Genomic DNA, 18,199 nt, shown 5'->3' with positions numbered 1-18,199 from the left:
GTGATGACGTTTTGCTGTCTTTCCTACCAGTCCGTGACCGATCGCGCGGTTCGGAGGTTCACGCTTCGTCAGGGCTGTCCGAGCCGGCAGAGCTGTCGGAGCTGTCGGAGCTGTCGGAGCCGACGATGTGACGCTGTTCGAGGGGCCGGACCGCCGGGCCCTGCAGCACCGAGCCGTCCACGCCGTACCTCGAACCGTGGCAGGGGCAGTCCCAGCTCCGTTCCGCCTCGTTGAACGCGACCAGGCACCCCAGATGGGTGCAGCGGGCCGACACCGCGTGGCAGCCGCCGTCGTCGTCGCGGTAGACGGCGCAGCGCTGCCCGTTCAGGCGCACCACCGCACCGCTCCCCGGCGCGATGTCCGAGGCGGAGTCCACGTGGGTGGTCCGCAGCCGGTCGCCGACGAAGTGCTTGCCGACCTCCGCCTGCTGGGAGAGCAGGGTCGGAGCCTCCCGCAGGGTGCTCCACAGCCGCCGGGGATCGTACAGGTCCGCCCACGGGGGTTTCATCGCGCAGATCAGATCGGTCAGCAGCCGCCCGGCCAGCACGCCGCCACTCATGCCCCACCCGCCGAAGCCCGTGGCCACATAGGTGTGCCGGGCCGCCGGATGGAAGGGCCCGATCAGCGGCACCCGGTCGCTCGGATCGTTGTCCTGCGCGGCCCAGCGGTACCGGGTCTCCTCCACGGCGAAATGCGTATGCATCCACTCGTCGAGGCGCTCGAACCGCTCCGGGACGTCCGCCGTGCCCGGCGTGAAGGTCTCCCCGGTGACGATCAGCAGCCGGCGGCCGTCGCCCAGCGGGGCCGTCCGCACCGACCGCTTCGCGCCGTCCTCGGTGATGTACATGCCGTCCGGGTCCCGGTCGGCGGGCAGCGGGGCGGCCACGACCAGTTCCCGGCGGGGCGACATCCGGGCGAACAGCAGCGCCCGGTCGAAGACGGGGAAGTGCGTGGCGACGACGACGTCGCGGGCGGTCACCGTGAAGCCGCCCTCCGTGGTGAGCCGGCAGGGGGTGCCCTCGTGCAGCCCCGTCACCCGGGTCCGCTCATGGATGGTGTTGCCGTACGCGGTCAGGTCGCGGGCCAGACCGAGCAGGTACTTACGGGGGTGGAACCGGGCCTGCTCCGCCACCCGTACCGCTCCGGCGACCGGGAACGGCAGGCCCGTGTCCTCCACGTACGCCGCGTCCAGACCCGCCTCGGCCGCGGCCTCCGCCTCGCTCCGCAGCGCCGGGCGCTCGGCCATGTCCCTGGAGTAGACATAGGACGGGCCGCGCTCGAACTCGCAGTCGATGTCGAGTACGGAGGCGACCTCCGCCACACGTTCGACGGCCGCCTGCTGGGATCGGGCGTACAGCCGGGCGCCCTCAACGCCCCTGGTCCGCCGCAGCCGGTCGTAGACCATGCCGTGCTGCGCCGTCACCTTCGCCGTCGTGAAGCCCGTGACACCGGCCGCGATCCGGTCCGCCTCGAGCACCACCACCGACCGGCCGCCCTCACGGGTCAGCTCCCACGCCGTGCACAGCCCGGCGATCCCGCCGCCCACGACGGCCACGTCCACCTCGAGGTCGGCCGTCAGGGGACGGTACGAGGTGGTGTCGCTGGTGCGCATCCAGTGCGAGTCCGTCGTGCGCGGACGCGAGTGCGCCCGGTCGTTCACGCGCGGAGAATGAGAGTTCGACATGCGGTCCGGGTGCCCCGCGACGGCCCGCCGAAGCGTCCGCCCGCCCCCGCCGTCCGGGCGACTGACGGAGGGTGGACGGGGTACTCGCAGGAACAGAAATCGTGCAGCGCCGGCCGCATCGCCGACCGGCACCGAGGGAACAGAGGAGGTGTCAGCCGTGGACACCCGGGCCGACACCGGAAGGATCAGCAGCCGAAGGTCCGAGCGGGAACGGGTACGCACCTGCAGACCGGCCGTGGTGACGCAGGGGCGGGAGCCCGACCGTCAGGGAGAGAACAACCCGGAAGCGCACATCGTCCGGGGCGATGACTGAACGAACCGTCTGACAGGTACGGAGGTGCCAGCCATGGACGGACCCGGACTCTCCGAGCCGGAACGGCTGATCCTCGCCGAGATCGAACGGGATCTGCGCGCCGACGCGCTCCTGGACCGTCGCCTGCGGACGATGAGCCCGGGCCCGCCGCTCGCGCGGGTCACCCACGGGTTCCGCTCGCATCTGCTCGCCGCCGCCGTGTGCGTGCTGGCGGCGTTGACCTGCGTCCTTCTGGTGATGGCGGCGTCCACCTCGGCGCCCGGTCTCATCTGGGCCTTCGCCACCACGTGGGCGCTGACCCTGGTCGGTCTGCTCGTGCTCGTCTGCCGCTGGTCCAAACGGCTCGCCGGCCGCCGCCGGGAACGCGGCGGCGAGCGGGATTCCGGGCCGGCCTGAACGGCGGCGGTCGATGGGAGTAGCGCGGACCGGCCCGGGAGGGCGTCGTGAGAGCGAGCAGCAACGCCTGGACCGGTTGTGGGGGGAGCTGTTGCGTGAGGTGAGGGTCGCCCTCGCCGGCGTTCAGCTGCTCTTCGCGTTTCTGCTGGCCGTCGCCTTCACGCCGCTCTTCCCGTCCCTCGGAGATGCCGACCGGGCCATGTACGTGGCCTGCCTGCTGCTGGGGGCGGCCGCGACGGGAGTGCTGATCGCGCCGGTCGGCATCCACCGCGTGGTGACGGGCCGCGGGCTGAAGTACGAAGCTGCCCGGTGGGGCTCGCGGCTCGCCCTGGCGGGTCTCGTGATGCTGCTCGGCATGGTGGCGCTCGCCGTGTTGCTCGTGCTGCGCAGCGTGGCCGCGATCGGTGACACGACGGCTCTGGTGATGGCGGCCGTCCTCGTCGTCGGGCTCATGCTCTGCTGGCTGGTCCCGGCGGCTGTGATGCGCCACGGTGGCGGCCCGGCCCACGAGAGCCGACATGACCGCAAGCGCCCTTCACCCCGGGGCTGAGACCCCCCGGTGGCCGGGACGCCCGGGGCACAGGGCCTCTTGCGGGCAGACTCGAACGCCGCCGGCCGCTGCGGCCGGCGGCGTCGCGGGGTCCGGCGTCTCAGCCGCCGTGGCCGCCGCTGCCGAAGGCACCGCCGCCCTCGTCGGAGTCGCGGGGCGGCTTCTTCTCGGGTGCCGGGCGGGCCCCCATGTTCCCGTAGCCGTGCAACTCGTGAGGCGTCAGTCGGCCCGGGACCTCGTGACCTTCGCTGATGTCGAACTCGTCCGGCTCCAGACGCGCTTCGTAATGGGTCTGGTGGTCCGGGCGCCTCGGCTGCTCGTCCTCCCGCGGCGGCGCGTCACGCCGCCGGTTCGCGCCCACCTGCCAGACGATCCATACGAGCAGCACAAGCAGCCCGACCACAATCAGTCCGAAGACGATGACCGCGGGTGCTCCTTCACTGGCCATGGGGAGCGTGTCGACCTCCCCGGCCGGCTGGTTGAAAGTGACCATGCATAGCGGGTACCCAATCTGAGCGGTATATCCGCCGGTGGCAGCGCGGACAGCCGAATGGCCGCCGCCTCGGGGCGGCCCCGCCGGGACCGGTGCGGCACGCCCGGGAGGCCCCGGCTACCAGCCCATGAGAGTGTCCAGACCATGGCTGCGCCGGCCCGTCACGCGCCGTGACACCTCGGCCTCCGCGGGTCCGTCGAAGACGTCGGCATCACTGCCACCGGCAGGCGGTTCCGGTGCGGCCGACCCGCGGGCCGTGCCGTCACCGGCGACCGGGACGTCCCCCGCACCCTCCGGTGCTCGGAAAACACTGTTCTCGCTCATACCTCCAGCCTGAACCCCGGACCGGCGGGAGGCGACATTCCTTGCCGGTCCGGCAAACCGTGGCCGAGGCGGGGGCGCGGCGCCGGACGGCCGCGGTCCCGGTCCGGCAAACCGTGGCCGAGGCGGGGGCGCGGCGCCGGACGGCCGCGGTTACCAGCGCTCGTGCACCTGGGGCCGGATGCGCCGGTCGTACAGCTCGCGGACCGCGTCCAGCGTGCTCTGCGGCAGCGGCGGCCCGTCCGCGGCGGCGGCGTTGGCGCGGGCCTGAGCGGCGGAGCGCGCGCCAGGGATCACACTGGTCACGCCCGGCTGCTGGACGACCCAGCGCAGCGCCGTACCGGCCGGTGTGCGGTCCGGTCCGGCGAGCTCGGCGAACTCGGCGGCCGCCTCCACACCCGTCGCGAAGTCGACGCCGGAGAAGGTCTCGCCCTGGTCGAACGCCTCGCCGTGCCGGTTGTACGTCCGGTGGTCGTCGGCGGCGAAGACGGTGTCCTCGGTGTATTTGCCGGAGAGCAGCCCCGACGCGAGCGGCACCCGCGCGATGATGCCGACCCCGGCCTCCGCGGCGGCCGGGAGGACCTCCTCGAGCGGCTTGAGCCGGAACGGGTTGAGGATGATCTGGACGCTCGCGGTGCCGGGCCGGGCGATCGCGGCGAGCGCCTCCTCGCAGGTCTCCACACTCACGCCGTACGCGGCGATCCGCTCCTCCGCCACCAGTGTGTCCAGCGCGTCGAAGACCTCGTCGGACGCGTACACGGGGGTCGGCGGGCAGTGCAGCTGCACCAGGTCGAGCCGGTCCACGCCGAGGTTCTTGCGCGATCGGTCGTTCCACGCGCGGAAGTTGTCCAGTACGTAGTTCTCCGGGAGCTGATCGGCGCGGCGCCCCATCTTGGTCGCCGTGAACACGTCCGCGTCCGGCCGCTCACGCAGATACCGGCCGATGAGCTGCTCGCTGCGCCCGTCGCCGTACACGTCGGCCGTGTCGAAGAACGTGACACCCGACTCCACTGCCGCGTCGAGCACGGTCAGCGCCTCGTCCTCCGCGACGTCGCCCCAGTCCGCGCCCAGCTGCCAGGTGCCCAGTCCCACCACGGAGACGTTCCGGCCGGTCCTGCCCAATACCCGCTGTTCCATGCGGCGCATCCTATGCCGCGCCGCCGACCGTGCGGCCGGCGCGTACCGACGGCCCCGCCGGTCCGCCCTTCCTCGAGACGGACCGGTGGGGCCGGCGCCGCTACCGGCGTCCCAGCGGGCACTCGGTGAGCGGATCCCGCCCGTCGCCGGGCATGGCCACCGTGTGGCTCGCCGCCGGCGTGCCGCGCTGCGCGATCCAGTCCTCCATCGCCGTGAACGCCGACCGGTGACACGGCGTCAACGGCCGCAGCCGGTCGGGGAAGACGTCGTACAGCGAGTCGACGTGCGTGCCGCCCTCGACACGGTAGTAACGGAACATCCCGTCCCGCCCGGCGTCGCGGACCATTCGCGCGTACACGTCCGAACCCTCGCCGATGGGCAGCAGCACGTCCAGCGTGCCGTGCAGCGTGATGAGCGGCTTCCCGATGCGGCCCGTCAACGCGATCCGGTCCACGGCCCGGTGCACCTCGCGGGGCCGCGACGCGTAGTCGTAGTCCGCGTCGCAGGCGGGCGCCCCCGGCGCGCAGAAGGGGGCCCCGGCCTCCGTGGCCCCGTCGAAGGCGGGGTCCAGCTCCTCGCGGTAGATCCGCTGCGTCAGGTCCCAGTAGTACCGGTGGTGGTACGGCCACAGGAATTCGGAGCCCGCCGGGTATCCGGCCGCGACCATCTCCCGGTGCGCCCGCTCGGCACCGGCGCCGCCCGCCGCGTACACCGGGTAGGCGCGCAGCGCGGGCGGCAGGAACGTCAGCAGGTTGGGACCCTCCGTACGCCAGAGCGTGCCCTCCCAGTCCACTCCGCCGTCGTACAGCTCGGGACGGTTCTCCAGCTGCCAGCGCACCAGGTAGCCGCCGTTCGACATGCCGGTGGCGAGAGTGCGGTCCGGAGGACGGTGGTACCGCTGGGTGACGACGGCACGGGCGGCCCTGGTCAGCTGGGTGACCCGCTCGTTCCACTCGGCGATCGCGTCACCGGGACGCCGTCCGTCCCGGTGGAACGCGGCACCGGTGTTGCCCTTGTCCGTCGCGGCGAAGGCGTAGCCGCGGGAGAGCACCCAGTCCGATATCGCCCGGTCGTTGGCGTACTGCTCCCGCAGCCCCGGGGAGCCGGCGACGACCAGGCCGCCGTTCCAGCGGTCGGGCAGCCGGACGACGAACTGGGAGTCGTGCATCCACCCGTGGTTGGTGTTCGTGGCCGAGCCGTCGGGGAAGTAGCCGTCGATCTGGATGCCGGGAACGCCGCTGGGCACCTCGAGTCCCGCCGGTGTCAGACCCGCCCAGTCGGCCTCGTCGGTGTGCCCGGAGGCGACCGTCCCCGCGGTGGTCAGTTCGTCGAGGCAGGACACCTCCTGGCGCTCGGCGCCGGGCACCCGCAGCGTCTGCTGCCGTACGCAATGGCCCGGCTCACCGGCCTGGGCGGCGGGGACGGCGGTCAGGCCGAGCAGCAGCGCGGCGCCGGTGACCGCCCCTGCGGCGCGCCTGCCCGCACCGGAGCGTCTGCGGCGCGCGGGAGGGATGTCTGGCGGAAGGACGAACGGCACGGAAGGGCCTCCTGGTGGGAAGTGGCGAACGGGGCAGCGGGGCGGGCGGTCAGGGGCAGCCGCCGTCGGCGAGCGTGTAGTGCCCTGCCGGCGACTCCTTGAGGGTGTGCGTGACGAAGGTGTTGTAGAGCCCCATGTGCTGACCGGACCCCTTGGCGCACACATGGCCGCCGGTGGTCGTCGCCCGGCCCGCCCGGACGTGCGCGTAGTTGCTCGCCGTCCAGCACGCCGGCGGCTCGGGGTCGCCGGGGCCGGGGCCCGGGTCCGGGTCGGGGCTCACGCCACCGGTCAGCCCGAAGAAGTCGGTGATCCACAGGCTGGAGCAGATCGAGTCGATGAAGTGCGCGGTGCCCGTCCGCCCGCACTGCTCCGGGCCGCTGCCCGGGTCCACCGGCGTCCCGTGCCCGGTCGACGGCACCCGGTCCACCTCGACGGCGACCCGACCGCTCGCATCCAGATACTGCTCCCTGCGGGTCCCGTTCGGTCCGATCACCGACGTCCTGTCCGGCGCCTGGCCGAGCGCGTGCACGGCGGTCCACTGGTCCCTCAGCTCCCGTGCGTTCACCGGGGAGACCGTGCTGTCGTCGTCGCCGTGCCAGACGGCCACCCGCGGCCAGGGGCCCGTGTACGCGGGATACGCGTCCCGCACCCGCTGGGCCCACACCTGCGGCGTACGGTCCGTGCCCGGGTTCATGCAGACGAACGGGCCGGTGTCCCGGGTGCAGTCGTACGGAAGCCCGGCGACCACCGCACCGGCCTCGAAGACGTCCGGATAGGTGGCGAGCATGACCGAAGTCATCGCGCCGCCCGCCGAGAGGCCGGTGACGAACGTGCGCGCCGGATCCGCGCCGTAGGCCGCCTCGGCGTACGCGGCCATCTGACGGATGGAGGCGGCCTCGCCCTGCCCGCGCCGGTTGTCCGTCGCCTGGAACCAGTTGAAGCAGCTGTTGATGTTGTTCGCCGACGTCGTGCCGGCGAGGACCAGCAGGAAGCCGTGCCGGTCGGCGAAGGTCGTGAGCCCCGAGTTGTCGGCGTAGACCTGGGCGCTCTGGGTGCAGCCGTGCAGCGCCACCACGACCGCCGGGTCCGGGGTCAGGGACGCCGACCGGTACACGTACATGTCCAGATTGCCGGGATCGGCGCCGAAGTCGCCGACGCGCTCCAGGCTGACGGCCGCGTGCGCGGCGGGCACGGGGGAGAGGAGGAGGCCACCCGCGGCCACGGCGAGTGCGGCGCCCAGCCGGCCGGCCGTACGGCGCAGTCGGCGGACGGCCGCCCGGGCGCGGATCGGTCCGTACGGGCGTACGCGGCGTTGACGCGGTGGCATCGGGACCTCCCACGGGTGACGGAACGATTCCGGTCACAGTAGGAACGGCCCGTACGGCGAGAAATGGTGACGCCACCCATAGCCCCGCCCGCCGACGGCGGTTCACGCCCCCTTGCGCGGTGCGGAGACCCGCTGCTAAGGCGTCTCGCCCGGCCCGGGTGCGCCGACACCGGGACCGGCGGGCCCCGGGGCGGCAGGTCCGGGGGCGTCCGGAACTGGTCCGTCGGGGGCCGGTCCGTCGGGGGCCGGTCCGTCCGGCGAGTCGGCGCCGGACTCCGGAGCGGGTTCGGACGGGGGCTGCGCGGGTTCCGACGGTCCGTCCGGCGGCGGATCCGACTCGGGCGGCGGCGCCGTCGGCGGCTCCTCCGGCGAAGGCTCGGACGGGGGCGAGTCGGGGTGCTCCTCGGAGGGGCGGGTGCCGTCGGGCGGGGAGGTGGCCGGGGAGGGCGACGGTTCACGGGCGGGGGGCTTCGTCTCCTTGTCCCGTGCGCCCGTGTCACCCGCCGGCCGCTTGATCCACTCGTCGTCGTCACGGAGGATGAACTCCTTGACGGGCCGGTCCGCCGGTGCCACGACGACGACATTGGAGGCCCGGTAGCCCGGCCACGGGTCACCGGTCGTCCGCGGGTCCTGCTGCGCCACGGGCGGCGTCAGCGGATTGCCGCAGGCGCAGCGGACCCTGGGCACACCCCGGTCGTCGACCAGCACGGCGGTGCCGGCCTGCAGCACCGCCTGGTAGGCGGTCGGCGCACCGTCCCGGTAGCCGTGGTTGGTGACGCGCGTGTCCATCCGCAGCTGCACCGGGGTGAGCGAACGCAGATGCGCCGGCACCTGGGACGGCTCGATGCGCTGGACCTCGGCGAAGGCCCGGTTCTTGGCCGGGTCGGCGCTCAGCGCCCTGATCTGTTGTTCCACGTCGCAGCTGGCCACCTTGCGGGTGCCGCCGTACAGTCCCGGCGCCGATCCTTCGACGCTGCGGGTGACGTTCGGGCTCGCCGTCGAACCGCTGGGCTCGGCGGTGGGCGTCGAGGCGGGCGGCGAACTCTCCTTCGCCGTCGACTCGGTGAAGGGATCGGGCCCGGCCGAGCCCGCGGCCTGGAGGAAGATCTCACCGCCGCCCCCCGCGGCCCCACCGCCCGCCGTGCCGTCCGGGCGGGTCAGCACCACGGCGAGGACCACGGCCACGACCACCGCGACGGCGATCGCGGCGATCCGCGGCACCGACCGCCACCACGGCCGGCCCGGGCCCTCCTGCGAACCTCCGGCCCCCGGCGCGCCTGGGCCTTCCGGTCCGCCCGGTCCGCTCGGCGGGCCCGACGGGCCTGCGCCGGACGGTTCGCCGGGCGGTGGCGGGGGAGTGGGGCCCGGCTGTGACGGGCCCGAGAGCGGGCCCGACGGAGGACCGGTCGGGCGGCCGGGGGAGGGAGGTTCGGCACTCACGGGCTCTTCTTCCCTGGAGTAGGGAGACGGAAGACAGACCATTTCTTCCGTACTTACCGATATGCACCATTGTGTTCCCCCGGTCGGGGCAACCCGCAAGCCGACGCGGTCGGCCCACCCGAGGAGCGCGTCGCACCGGCCGTGCATAGCGTGGCAGCGTGAGTCAGCAGGCACCGAGCAGCCCCGGCAGCGCGGCCCGTCCGGCCCACGGCTGGGCCCACGCACTCGCCGCCGTGCTCGGCGGCCTCGTCGTCATGGCCGTCGTCGCGGCGCTCGGACTGTGGGCGGCCGGTGCGGCGGATCTCCCGGACGGCGGCTTCCTGCCGGTCGTCGCGGCGCTCGTCGTGATGGCGGCCGGCGGCACGGTGGAAGTCGCCGGAGAGGCCGGCCTGATCGCCGAGACCAGAGCCGGGCTCACCGCCCTGCCGCTCTCCGTGTCCCTCGTCGGAGCCCTCACCGTCGCCGCCGGCTTCCTGCGGCCCCTGCGCCACCGGGCCGTCGCCTCCGCACGCGAACTGGCGGGCTGGGCCGCCCGGCTGGCCGTCCTGTGGCTGCTCGCCCTGATCGGCCTCAGTGCCCTCGCGCGCCACACCTTCACCATCCCGATCGAGGACCCCACGGGAGGATTCCTGGAGGAACTGCTGGACGCCGGCCCGCGCGTGGGCTTCCGCACCGACCTGCCGCTCACCCTCGTCTTCGGCCTGCTGTGGCTCGCCGCAGTCCTCGCCCTGGCGGTACTGGTGTCCCGCGGCGCCCCGCTCCCCGCCCGGCTGCTGCGCTTCCAGGAATCCGTGCGCCCCGCCGCGTACGCCATGGTCGCCCTGCTGCTCGCCTACGTCGCGGGGGGCATCGTCATCGGCATCGTGGTCGCGCTGACCCGCGACAGCACCGCCGACACCTTCGCCGTCATCTTCCTCGGCCTGCCCAATCTGGTCTGGCTGGCCCTCACCATCGGCCTCGGCGCGTCCTGGGAGGGCAGGGTTGAGGGGCCCTTCGGCCTGCCGATGCCGCAACTCCTCGACGAGGTGCTCCGTACCGGTGGTATGTCCCGCCTCGACCTCTCCACCCTCACCGAACGCGACGGCCGCGCCTGGTGGCTGCTGGTGGCCGCCGTCGTGCTCGTGACGGCGGCCGCCTTCGTGATGGCGGTCCGCTCACCGGCCCGGACACGGCTGTGGCAGCACGCACTGCACATGGCTGTCGCACTCGTCCTCACCGTGCTGACCGTGTGCCTGCTCGTACGGCTCTACGCCCACTACGGCCTGTCGCTGCTGGGCATCGGGGATCTCGGCGGCGACCTCGCCGGCGAGGTGGCGCTGCGGCCGAACCTGTGGCCGGCGCTCGGTCTGGCGGCCCTGTGGGGACTGGTCACCGGTCCGATCGGCGGGCTTCTCGCCGCACGGGTCCACCGGCGGGGCCAGGCGCCCCCGCGCTCTCAGTGACCGTCCGCCGGAGACGAGCCGGGGTACACGGGCAGCGCCCAGCGCGGCGGCTGAGGCGGCGGTGCCGCCTCACCGGGCGGCAGGGCGCCCCGGCCCGCCACCCCGGTCGCTCGGTGGCTCCCCCCGTCCGCTCCGGCGGCCGAGGCCGCGGCGCGCAGCGCCGCGACGAACTCGCCGCAGGAGCCGTAGCGGTCCTCGGGGCTCTTGGCGAGGGCCTTCGCCATGACGGCGTCGACCCCGGCGGGCAGGTCCGGCCGGTGCACGGTCAGCGGCGGGGCCGGATCGAACTGGTGTGCCCAGAGCAGCGCCATGTCGTCGTCCCGCCGGAACGGCGGGCCGCCGGCCAGCGTCTCGAAGACGACGCAGCCGAGGCTGTAGACGTCGCACCGCCCGTCCACCGGCCGGCCGGAGATCTGTTCCGGCGCCACGTAGTCGAGCGTGCCGACGAACTGGCCGACCGTCGTGAACCCGGTCAGCGAAAGGGACTTCTTCGTCAGCCCGAAGTCGGTGAGGTAGACATGCTCGGGATGGTCGCTGTCCGTGCCCTCCGCGACCAGGATGTTCCCCGGCTTCACGTCCCGGTGCACCAGGTCGTGCGCGTGCGCCGCGTCCAGGGCGGACGCGACCTGGGCGGCGATCCGCCCGGCCGTCGGGGCGGGCAGTGGGCCCTTGCGGTCGAGCATCACGCGCAGGTCCTGCCCGGGGACGTACCGCATGGCGATGTAGAGAAGGCCGTCCGTCTCGCCGGCCTCGAAGACGGGCACGATGTGCGGATGATCGATGGAGGCGGCGACGCGTGACTCGTGGGTGAACCGTCTGCGGAACGTGTCGTTGCGCGCGAGTTCGGGGGCGAGCAGCTTCAGCGCGACGGTGCGGTCCAGGCGCAGATCGCGGGCGCGGTAGACCACCGCCATGCCGCCGCGGCCGATCTCGCGCTCCACCAGATAGTCCGCCACCCTCCGGCCGACCAGGTCGGAGGGCCTGCCGCCGGTCACGTCGGGAGCCGGCGGCATCAACGGTCACCGCCTCCGGCGGACGGCCTCTCCGGGTGCTCGACGGCCCGGGTGGCGTCCGGCTCTTGGACGGCCCGGGTGGCGTCCGGCTGGTCCACGTCCGGCGTCGTGTCGGGGTGCTCCACGGCCCGGGTCCTGTCGGGCTGTGCAGGTCGTTCGACGACGCGTGTCGCTTCGGGTTCCTCCACGGCCCCCAGCGCATCGGGTTCTTCGACGGCCCGGGGCGCGTCCGGCCGTCCGACGGCCCGGGGCGCGTCGGGCCGCTCCTCGTCCCGCGGCGCGGGCTGCTCGACGAGCTCGGTCTCCCTGTCCGCGCTGCCGTCGCGGCCCCCGGCGCCGGGTGGCGTCTGGGGGGTCACGACCCGCGTGGGAGTCGGGGGCGGCGCCCCGCCGGGCGTCCCCGGCCCCGCCGGCGCCGCGCCCGGTGCGCCGGGCGGAACGACGCGTGTCGGTTCGTGGCCGGTGGCCGGGTCCCGGCCGTGCACGACGGCGTCGTCCCCGCCCCGCGCGTCCGCGTGCTGGGACGGCCCGGACGAGGCCGCGAACGTGTTCAGCCGGAGCCCGTCGCAGTACACCCAGCGCTCGTGCTCCGCGTCGTACAGCCACATCGACTCGCCGTCCACGACCAGCCCCACCCGCAGTCCCCGCGTACGGTCCCGGAACGTCTCGCCGTCGGACACTCCGTCCGCCAGGTCCTCCACCGCGCGCCGGTAGCGGGCGAGCGTCTCGCCGGCCCTGGCCAGCAGCGGCCGCGGGTCGGCCGTGCGCGCCGGAGGCCGGCCGGCGGCAGGCGGCTCCTGCGGTACGGGCACCAGAAGGCGGCCGTCGACCCACGCGGACCAGTTGTTCGCGCACACGATCCGGCCCCAGTCGCCGCGCCGCTCGGCCAACTGGACCGGGAGCAGCGGGTCGAGCGGCGTCGTCGGCCGGGACACGTCCGGTGCCTCCCAGGCGGGCATCCCCGCCTGCGGCACGACATGTGTGGGGCGGAAGTCCCAGGTGGCGGCCATATCGGTGCCCGTCTACTTCCGCATGACGGCGGGTTCGTGGCGGCGGAGCAGGCGGGCGACGAGGACGCCGAAGAGAGCCGACAGCACCAGCAGCATCCCCATGTCCAGCAGCCACACGCCCGCCGAGTGCTCGAAGAGCGGATCGGCGGTCAACTCCCCGGGCACGATCCGTCCGAGGCCGATCGTGCCGGCCATCGCCGCCAGCGCCCACCGGGACGGGACCAGCCACGCCAGCTGCTCGACGACCGCCACACCGTCCAGCTTGAGCAGCGCGCCGCAGAAGACCACCTGCACGATGGCGAGGAGCACCAGCAGCGGCATGGTGACCTCCTCCTTGCGGACCACGGCGGAGACCAGCAGACCCAGCATCATCGCCGTGAACGACAGCAGCGCCACCGCGAGAGTGATCTCCAGCAGCGGCGGCAGCAGGACGCCTTCGCCGCCGGGGGCGCCGAGGTCGACACCGGCCAGGGCGACGAGGGTCAGCACGATCGCCTGAAGCACCGTGACCGTCCCCAGCACCACGACCTTGGACATCAGGTACGCGGACCGGGACAGACCGACGGCCCTCTCCCGCTGGTAGATCGCCCGCTCCTTGACCAGCTCGCGTACCGCGTTCGCCGCGCCGGTGAGTACGCCGCCGACGCAGAGGATGAGCAGGGCGTTCATGGCCGACTCGCGGTCGAGCCGGTTTCCGGCCAGCGCGCGGGCCATCGCCCCCATCACGAACGGCAGGGCGATCATGATGACGAGGAACGTGCGGTCCGCGCTCAGTGCGGCCGTGTACCTGCGCACCAGCGTGCGCAGCTGGGCGCCCCAGCTCTGGTTCTTCGGAGGCGGCGGCACCGGCCCGGGGGCCGGGGCCGGCGGCAGGTGCGGCTGGGCGGTCGAGCCCACGATGTACTGCCGGTTGAACCGCGACGCGCGGTACGTCCCCGCCCAGTCCCGGCCCCGGTCGCCCTCGAAGGCCTCGAACGCCTCCGGCCACTGCGCGAAACCGAAGAACCCGAGGGCGTCGGCCGGCGGCCCGTAGTAGGCGATCCGGCCGCCCGGAGCGAGGACCAGGAGCCGGTCGCAGACGTCCAGGCTGAGCACGCTGTGGGTCACCACGACGACCGTGCGCCCGTCGTCGGCCAGGTCACGGAGCATGTGCATGACCGAGCGGTCCATGCCGGGGTCGAGCCCCGACGTCGGTTCGTCGAGGAAGAGCAGGGACGGTTTCGTCAGCAGTTCGAGCGCCACACTGACCCGCTTGCGCTGGCCGCCGGAGAGGCTGTGGATCGGCTGGTCCGCCCGCTGCTCCAGGCCCAGTTCCCGGATCACCTCGGCGACCCGGGCCTCCCGCTCGGACCGGTCGGTGTCCTGAGGGAAGCGCAGTTCGGCGGCGTAGGCGAGGGCGCGGCGCACCGTCAGCTGCGCGTGGAGGATGTCGTCCTGCGGGACGAGCCCGATGCGGCGGCGCAGCTCGGCGTAGTCGCGGTACAGGTCGCGCCCGTCGTACAGGACGGTGCCCTGGTCGGCGGGCCGCAGTCCGGTGAGGGCGTTCAGCAGGGTGGACTTTCCCGCGCCGCTCGGTCCGACGACGGCGAGCAGACACTTCTCGCCGACGGGGAACGAGACGTGGTCCAGGAGCACCTTGCGGCCCCGGTCGACCGAGACCGCCAGGTCCTGCACGTCGAGGGAGATTTCGCCGGTGTCGACGAACTGCTGCAGCTCGTCGCCGACGAGGACGAACGCCGAGTGCCCGATGCCGATGATGTCGCCGGGCAGCACGGGGGCCCGGCCGACGGGCAGGCCGTTGAGGTAGGTGCCGTTGTGGCTGCCGAGGTCGACGATCTCGTACGTCCCGTCGGCGAGTGAGCGCAGCTCGGCGTGGCGGCGGGAGACGACCAGGTCGTCGACGACGAGTTCGTTGTCGGGTGACCGGCCGATGCGCACGGTGCGGGCCGGGATCGGTCGCACGCTGGTGGGCCTGCGGAAGGTCCCTGTGGCGGAGGGCAGAACGACGCCGGACGGCCGCCCCGCGGCGGGCAGCGGCCGGGCGGGGAGGGGTTCCGCGGGCGGTGGCTCGGCGGGGAGGGGTTCCGCGGGCGCCGCCTCGCCAGGCGGCGGCTCCTCGGCCGGCGGTACGGCGGGACGGGGTTCTGGAGGCGGCGGCTCGCCGGCCGGTGGTGCGACGGGCTCGGGTTCCGCGGGCAGCGGCCGGGCGTGGAGTGGTTCGCCGGGCGCCGGGGCCGGCTCCGTCAGCACGGCCCGCGGGCCGTCGGCGGCGCTGCCGAAGCGGATGACGCTGCCGGGCCCGACACCCCACTCGTGGATCCGGTGGCCGTCGGTGTACGTGCCGTTGGTGCTGTTCTCGTCGGCCAGCGTCCAGTGCCCCTCGACGATGTGGAGGACCGCGTGGTGCCAGGACACGCGCGCGTCGTCGATCACGATGTCGCTCAGGGGGTCACGCCCGACGTGATACGCCCGGGTCGGATCCAGCACCGTGGAACCGGTGTCGGTCTCCACGACGAGTGCGGGCGCGGCCGGCGTGTGAGACCGCTCTGCCATGTTCGAATTCTAGCGATATGTACCGTTCCGCGCTCCGTGGTGCTGCGCCGGCTCCGGCCGCCCGCGCCGCAAGGGCGGCGCGGGCGGGAAACGTGCTGGAACGGGCGGGAATTCGAGTGGCCCCTTGCGGCCGCGTGTTGCGGGCGGCGGGGGGCCGGTGCACCCTGAGGGTTACCCAGAAGCGACACAGGCTCACCCTTCGTACTCGGGGGCCATATACGAATGACGGGCCGTCGCGGTGAGGAGCCACGGTCATGAACGTTCCGGTTGCGTGCCAGTACAGAATCGAAGTGCCGGCCTCCCCTGAGCGCATTCCTCAGATCCGCCGCATCGTCGCGGCGCACCTGAAGTACTGGGGCCTCGACACCCATGTCATGCCGGTATGCAGCGCCATCGACGAGCTTGTCGGCAATGTCGTCGACCATGTCGAGGGCGACAAGACGTGTGTGGTCGAGTTGCGTTGGACGGGCCGCCATCTCGGCGCCTCCGTCTCCGACCGCGATCGGACCCTCCCCCGGCTGCGCACCTCGTCCCCGACACGGGGCGGGCTCGCGAGGGTCGCGAGGCTCAGCGACAGCTGGGGCACCTGCGCCACGGAAGAGGGCAAGGTGATCTGGTTCAGCCGGCGCGTCAAGGAGCCGCAGCGCGTGCTGTCCGGTCCTCAGGCGCCGCAGCCGCCGGTCCGCGAGTTCAGGCCGCTGCCCCTGGAGTCAGTGCCCGCCGACCGGTTCGACGCACCCGCCCTCCAGGTACACGCCGTGCGGTGACACCTCCGTGTCCTGCCCGGCGACGATGTCTCCGGTGACGCACGGACCGGCCTCGGGGACCGACACCGTGAACCGCACACGGTCCGACCACTGGGAGACGTGCACGCTCTTCTTCGGGTATCCGAGCCCGATCAGCCCGTCCAGAACCCGCTGGGCGTCCGGAGCCGCGGAGCCGCCGGGGACGGTCAGTTCCCGTGCGATGCGGTCCGCGTGCGCCGTGCCCCTGCACAGCGCGTCGCCGTCCATCGGCGCCTGCTGCTTGAAGGCGTGATTCTCGGCGTACCGAGGATTCTCCGGCTGCGGGCCGCCGTCCTCGTGGCGGTTCTCGGCCGTACGGGACGGCGTCGGGTCCACGGGCTCCCCGCGGCCCGCGCAGCGGGCCGCGACGTCCGTGAACATCCGGTCGTGCCGGGCCCGCGCCTCGCTCTCCGCCTCTGCCGCGTCCTGCCGCGCCGACGTGCCCGCGCCGGACCCGGACGCAGTGGGCGACGCCTCGGTGCCGCATCCGGTCAGGGCGACGGCGAGGAGAGCGGCCGCGGCGGCGGCACGGAAGGGAAGTCCCACAGCGAGTTGCTCCGTTCCTGGCGACGTGGAGACGGACGATGGCGTGCCGTGCGATTGTCGTCGGCCGGGACGGTCCTCGCCTGAGTACGCGTACTCAGGCGAGGACCTGCACCGCTCAGGCCGCCCTTCTGCCCTCACGGCCGGCGGGATGCAGCGTCGCGAGCAGTCGGAAGAAGTCCGCCTCGTTGCCCGCGAGTCCGGCGGCGCGCAGGGCGTCGTCGGCCTCGGCCATCGGCACCGTCAGCAGCGGGACGGCGAGCGGTGCCTGCTGCGGGTCGGCGAGAACGGCCCTGGTGGTCTGCAGCAGTCGTACGTACGCCTGGGCGGCGGCGGTCTCGGGATCGGTCATCTCGCGCTTCCCCTCGTGAAAGTGTCGACCTGTCAAGCATGGCCGACCCCACTGACAACGGCGAAGACCGGCGGTCCGCCCAGGGGTGGCGGACCGCCGGCCGCAGGCCGTGGGGGGAGGTTTTAGAAGACGCTCACGCCGTAGCGGCTGAGAGCCTCGGTGACGGGCTGGAAGAACGTGGTGCCGCCCGAGGAGCAGTTGCCGCTGCCGCCGGAGGTCAGGCCGAGGGCGGTGCTGCCGGAGAACAGGGCGCCGCCGCTGTCGCCGGGCTCGGCGCAGACGTTGGTCTGGATCATGCCGTAGACGACGTCGCCGCCGCCGTAGTTGACGGTCGCGTTGAGGCCGGTGACCCGGCCGCTGTGCAGGCCTGTGGTGCTGCCGCTGCGCTGGACGGTCTGGCCGACGTAGGCGTTGCCGGCACCGGTGATGTCACGGTAGCTGCCGTTGTAGAGGTAGACACGGCCGTCCGCCGCGGAGGCGTTGGAGTGGCGGATGATGCCGTAGTCGTTGTTCGGGAAGCTGGAACCCGCCCGGGTGCCGAGCACCGTGGTGTTCGAGGAGTTGGTGTACCAGGTGGAGCCGATGTTCGTGCAGTGGCCTGCCGTCAGGGCGTAGTACGTGCTGCCGCTGCGGACGTTGAAGCCGAGCGAACAGCGTCCGCCGCCCGCGTAGATGGCCTGGCCGCCGGCGATGAGCTTGTTGAAGGTGCCGGGCGTGCGCTTGATCTCCAGCGCGCCGGCGCGGTCGCCCGCGGCCTTCTTGATCCTGGCGATCTCGTCGGCGGAGACGGTGGAGTCCGCCGTGACGACGAGCTTGCCGCTCTCCTTGTCGGTGTACCAGGCGGTGCCGGCCACGTCGGCCCCGAGGACCGCCTGGCCGGCCTGGGCGAGCTGGGCGGTGGTGGCCCGCGGCGCGTCGGCCGGTTCGGCCACTGCGGACGGGACGGCAAGCGCGGAGGCGGCCACGAGTGCGGAAGCGACGGCGATCAGCCGCGCACCTCTCGAGACGCTGCCGAGGGGGGAAAGGCGCTTGAAGTTCACTGCATCCTCCGGTGGGGGAATCCGGGGCCCGCTGGGTGGGAGGGCCCGTCGAACGCCGGCTGCCGGACCCGGAGACACAGGGACTTGCGTCATGAGCCTGACAACCGCCGCGGAAAGAATCCTGGGCTCCCGGACGCTCCGCGACAAGATCGCCTTTCGGCCGCTCTACGCGCGTACACCGAGCGCGCGCCGTGACAGGAGCCCGGAGCGCCCGCCACCGCCCTCGCGCCGTCGGTCCGGAGCGGCGGGGGGCCGGTTACGAA

The 18,199-nt window shown here is 73.4% G+C and carries 17 protein-coding genes; 4 read left to right on the top strand and 13 right to left on the bottom strand.

Going from position 1 to position 18,199, the window contains the following annotated elements:
• Positions 1-58: 58 nt before the first annotated feature.
• Positions 59-1,684 (bottom strand): FAD-dependent oxidoreductase, encoded by a 1,626-nt coding sequence (locus OGH68_RS02630; RefSeq protein WP_413470923.1) that lies wholly within the window; start codon positions 1,682-1,684, stop codon positions 59-61.
• Positions 1,685-2,030: 346 nt separating this feature from the next.
• Between OGH68_RS02630 and OGH68_RS02625 the strand changes: the two genes are divergently transcribed.
• Positions 2,031-2,393 carry a DUF3040 domain-containing protein gene (locus OGH68_RS02625; RefSeq protein WP_264241683.1) on the top strand — a complete coding sequence of 121 codons (363 nt, stop codon included), beginning with the start codon at positions 2,031-2,033 and terminating at the stop codon, positions 2,391-2,393.
• 13 nt (positions 2,394-2,406) lie between these two features.
• A complete protein-coding gene (locus OGH68_RS02620) occupies positions 2,407-2,943 on the top strand; it encodes a DUF6328 family protein (RefSeq protein ID WP_264241682.1) in 537 nt (178 codons plus the stop codon).
• Between the two features lie 100 nt (positions 2,944-3,043).
• Here OGH68_RS02620 and OGH68_RS02615 read toward each other — a convergent pair whose 3' ends face one another.
• The 6 genes from OGH68_RS02615 to OGH68_RS02590 all read right to left on the bottom strand — a co-directional run bounded on the left by OGH68_RS02615 (position 3,044) and on the right by OGH68_RS02590 (position 9,198).
• The gene (locus tag OGH68_RS02615) at positions 3,044-3,436 is read right to left on the bottom strand and encodes a DUF6479 family protein (protein ID WP_264241681.1); all 393 of its coding nucleotides are present in this window, start codon (positions 3,434-3,436) and stop codon (positions 3,044-3,046) included.
• Positions 3,437-3,553: 117 nt separating this feature from the next.
• Entirely contained in the window at positions 3,554-3,760 is a 207-nt protein-coding gene (locus OGH68_RS02610; RefSeq protein ID WP_264241680.1) for a hypothetical protein, read from the bottom strand.
• Between the two features lie 150 nt (positions 3,761-3,910).
• On the bottom strand, positions 3,911-4,903 hold the full coding sequence (locus OGH68_RS02605; protein WP_264241679.1) for an aldo/keto reductase: 993 nt from the start codon (positions 4,901-4,903) through the stop codon (positions 3,911-3,913).
• A 91-nt stretch (positions 4,904-4,994) separates the two neighbouring features.
• Positions 4,995-6,431, bottom strand: a complete 1,437-nt coding sequence (locus OGH68_RS02600; protein ID WP_413470922.1) for a tannase/feruloyl esterase family alpha/beta hydrolase — start codon at positions 6,429-6,431, stop codon at positions 4,995-4,997.
• Positions 6,432-6,480: 49 nt separating this feature from the next.
• The gene (locus OGH68_RS02595; protein ID WP_264241678.1) at positions 6,481-7,758 is read right to left on the bottom strand and encodes an alpha/beta hydrolase family esterase; all 1,278 of its coding nucleotides are present in this window, start codon (positions 7,756-7,758) and stop codon (positions 6,481-6,483) included.
• A 135-nt stretch (positions 7,759-7,893) separates the two neighbouring features.
• Positions 7,894-9,198 (bottom strand): DUF6777 domain-containing protein, encoded by a 1,305-nt coding sequence (locus OGH68_RS02590; protein WP_264241677.1) that lies wholly within the window; start codon positions 9,196-9,198, stop codon positions 7,894-7,896.
• 158 nt (positions 9,199-9,356) lie between these two features.
• Here OGH68_RS02590 and OGH68_RS02585 point away from each other — a divergent pair, with 158 nt between their 5' ends.
• Positions 9,357-10,640: a streptophobe family protein gene (locus OGH68_RS02585; protein WP_264241676.1), complete on the top strand. Its 1,284-nt coding sequence runs from the start codon at positions 9,357-9,359 to the stop codon at positions 10,638-10,640.
• Here the strand turns inward: OGH68_RS02585 and OGH68_RS02580 are convergent.
• From OGH68_RS02580 to OGH68_RS02570, 3 genes are read right to left on the bottom strand one after another with little or no spacing between them, the layout of a single operon-like run.
• Positions 10,634-11,653, bottom strand: a complete 1,020-nt coding sequence (locus OGH68_RS02580) for a serine/threonine-protein kinase (RefSeq protein WP_264241675.1) — start codon at positions 11,651-11,653, stop codon at positions 10,634-10,636. The two genes, OGH68_RS02585 and OGH68_RS02580, sit on opposite strands and share 7 nt — an antisense overlap.
• Positions 11,653-12,663 carry a hypothetical protein gene (locus OGH68_RS36330; RefSeq protein WP_413470921.1) on the bottom strand — a complete coding sequence of 337 codons (1,011 nt, stop codon included), beginning with the start codon at positions 12,661-12,663 and terminating at the stop codon, positions 11,653-11,655. The genes OGH68_RS02580 and OGH68_RS36330 overlap by 1 nt, the downstream gene beginning before the upstream one ends.
• Before the next feature lie 12 nt (positions 12,664-12,675).
• Positions 12,676-15,216, bottom strand: a complete 2,541-nt coding sequence (locus OGH68_RS02570; protein ID WP_264241674.1) for an FHA domain-containing protein — start codon at positions 15,214-15,216, stop codon at positions 12,676-12,678.
• A 254-nt stretch (positions 15,217-15,470) separates the two neighbouring features.
• Here OGH68_RS02570 and OGH68_RS02565 point away from each other — a divergent pair, with 254 nt between their 5' ends.
• Entirely contained in the window at positions 15,471-15,983 is a 513-nt protein-coding gene (locus OGH68_RS02565) for an ATP-binding protein (RefSeq protein ID WP_264241673.1), read from the top strand.
• Here OGH68_RS02565 and OGH68_RS02560 read toward each other — a convergent pair.
• The 3 genes from OGH68_RS02560 to OGH68_RS02550 all read right to left on the bottom strand — a co-directional run bounded on the left by OGH68_RS02560 (position 15,927) and on the right by OGH68_RS02550 (position 17,936).
• Positions 15,927-16,547, bottom strand: a complete 621-nt coding sequence (locus OGH68_RS02560; protein ID WP_264241672.1) for a hypothetical protein — start codon at positions 16,545-16,547, stop codon at positions 15,927-15,929. The two genes, OGH68_RS02565 and OGH68_RS02560, sit on opposite strands and share 57 nt — an antisense overlap.
• 115 nt (positions 16,548-16,662) lie before the next feature.
• Positions 16,663-16,896, bottom strand: a complete 234-nt coding sequence (locus OGH68_RS02555) for a hypothetical protein (RefSeq protein WP_264241671.1) — start codon at positions 16,894-16,896, stop codon at positions 16,663-16,665.
• Positions 16,897-17,018: 122 nt separating this feature from the next.
• On the bottom strand, positions 17,019-17,936 hold the full coding sequence (locus OGH68_RS02550) for a S1 family peptidase (protein ID WP_264241670.1): 918 nt from the start codon (positions 17,934-17,936) through the stop codon (positions 17,019-17,021).
• Positions 17,937-18,199: the final 263 nt, after the last annotated feature.

The organism is Streptomyces peucetius, from assembly GCF_025854275.1.
Classification (GTDB): domain Bacteria; phylum Actinomycetota; class Actinomycetes; order Streptomycetales; family Streptomycetaceae; genus Streptomyces; species Streptomyces peucetius_A.
Note: the sequence above shows the minus strand (reverse complement) of the source record. Positions and strands in the feature narration are given on the sequence as shown.

What these genes read in the sequence shown, in the direction of transcription:
- OGH68_RS02630 (WP_413470923.1), bottom strand. Translation starts at nt 1,684, where the DNA reads ATGTCGAACTCTCATTCTCCGCGCGTGAACGACCGGGCGCACTCGCGT.
- OGH68_RS02625 (WP_264241683.1), top strand. Translation starts at nt 2,031, where the DNA reads ATGGACGGACCCGGACTCTCCGAGCCGGAACGGCTGATCCTCGCCGAG.
- OGH68_RS02620 (WP_264241682.1), top strand. Translation starts at nt 2,407, where the DNA reads ATGGGAGTAGCGCGGACCGGCCCGGGAGGGCGTCGTGAGAGCGAGCAG.
- OGH68_RS02615 (WP_264241681.1), bottom strand. Translation starts at nt 3,436, where the DNA reads ATGGTCACTTTCAACCAGCCGGCCGGGGAGGTCGACACGCTCCCCATG.
- OGH68_RS02610 (WP_264241680.1), bottom strand. Translation starts at nt 3,760, where the DNA reads ATGAGCGAGAACAGTGTTTTCCGAGCACCGGAGGGTGCGGGGGACGTC.
- OGH68_RS02605 (WP_264241679.1), bottom strand. Translation starts at nt 4,903, where the DNA reads ATGCGCCGCATGGAACAGCGGGTATTGGGCAGGACCGGCCGGAACGTC.
- OGH68_RS02595 (WP_264241678.1), bottom strand. Translation starts at nt 7,758, where the DNA reads ATGCCACCGCGTCAACGCCGCGTACGCCCGTACGGACCGATCCGCGCC.
- OGH68_RS02580 (WP_264241675.1), bottom strand. Translation starts at nt 11,653, where the DNA reads ATGCCGCCGGCTCCCGACGTGACCGGCGGCAGGCCCTCCGACCTGGTC.
- OGH68_RS36330 (WP_413470921.1), bottom strand. Translation starts at nt 12,663, where the DNA reads ATGGCCGCCACCTGGGACTTCCGCCCCACACATGTCGTGCCGCAGGCG.
- OGH68_RS02570 (WP_264241674.1), bottom strand. Translation starts at nt 15,216, where the DNA reads ATGGCAGAGCGGTCTCACACGCCGGCCGCGCCCGCACTCGTCGTGGAG.
- OGH68_RS02565 (WP_264241673.1), top strand. Translation starts at nt 15,471, where the DNA reads ATGAACGTTCCGGTTGCGTGCCAGTACAGAATCGAAGTGCCGGCCTCC.
- OGH68_RS02555 (WP_264241671.1), bottom strand. Translation starts at nt 16,896, where the DNA reads ATGACCGATCCCGAGACCGCCGCCGCCCAGGCGTACGTACGACTGCTG.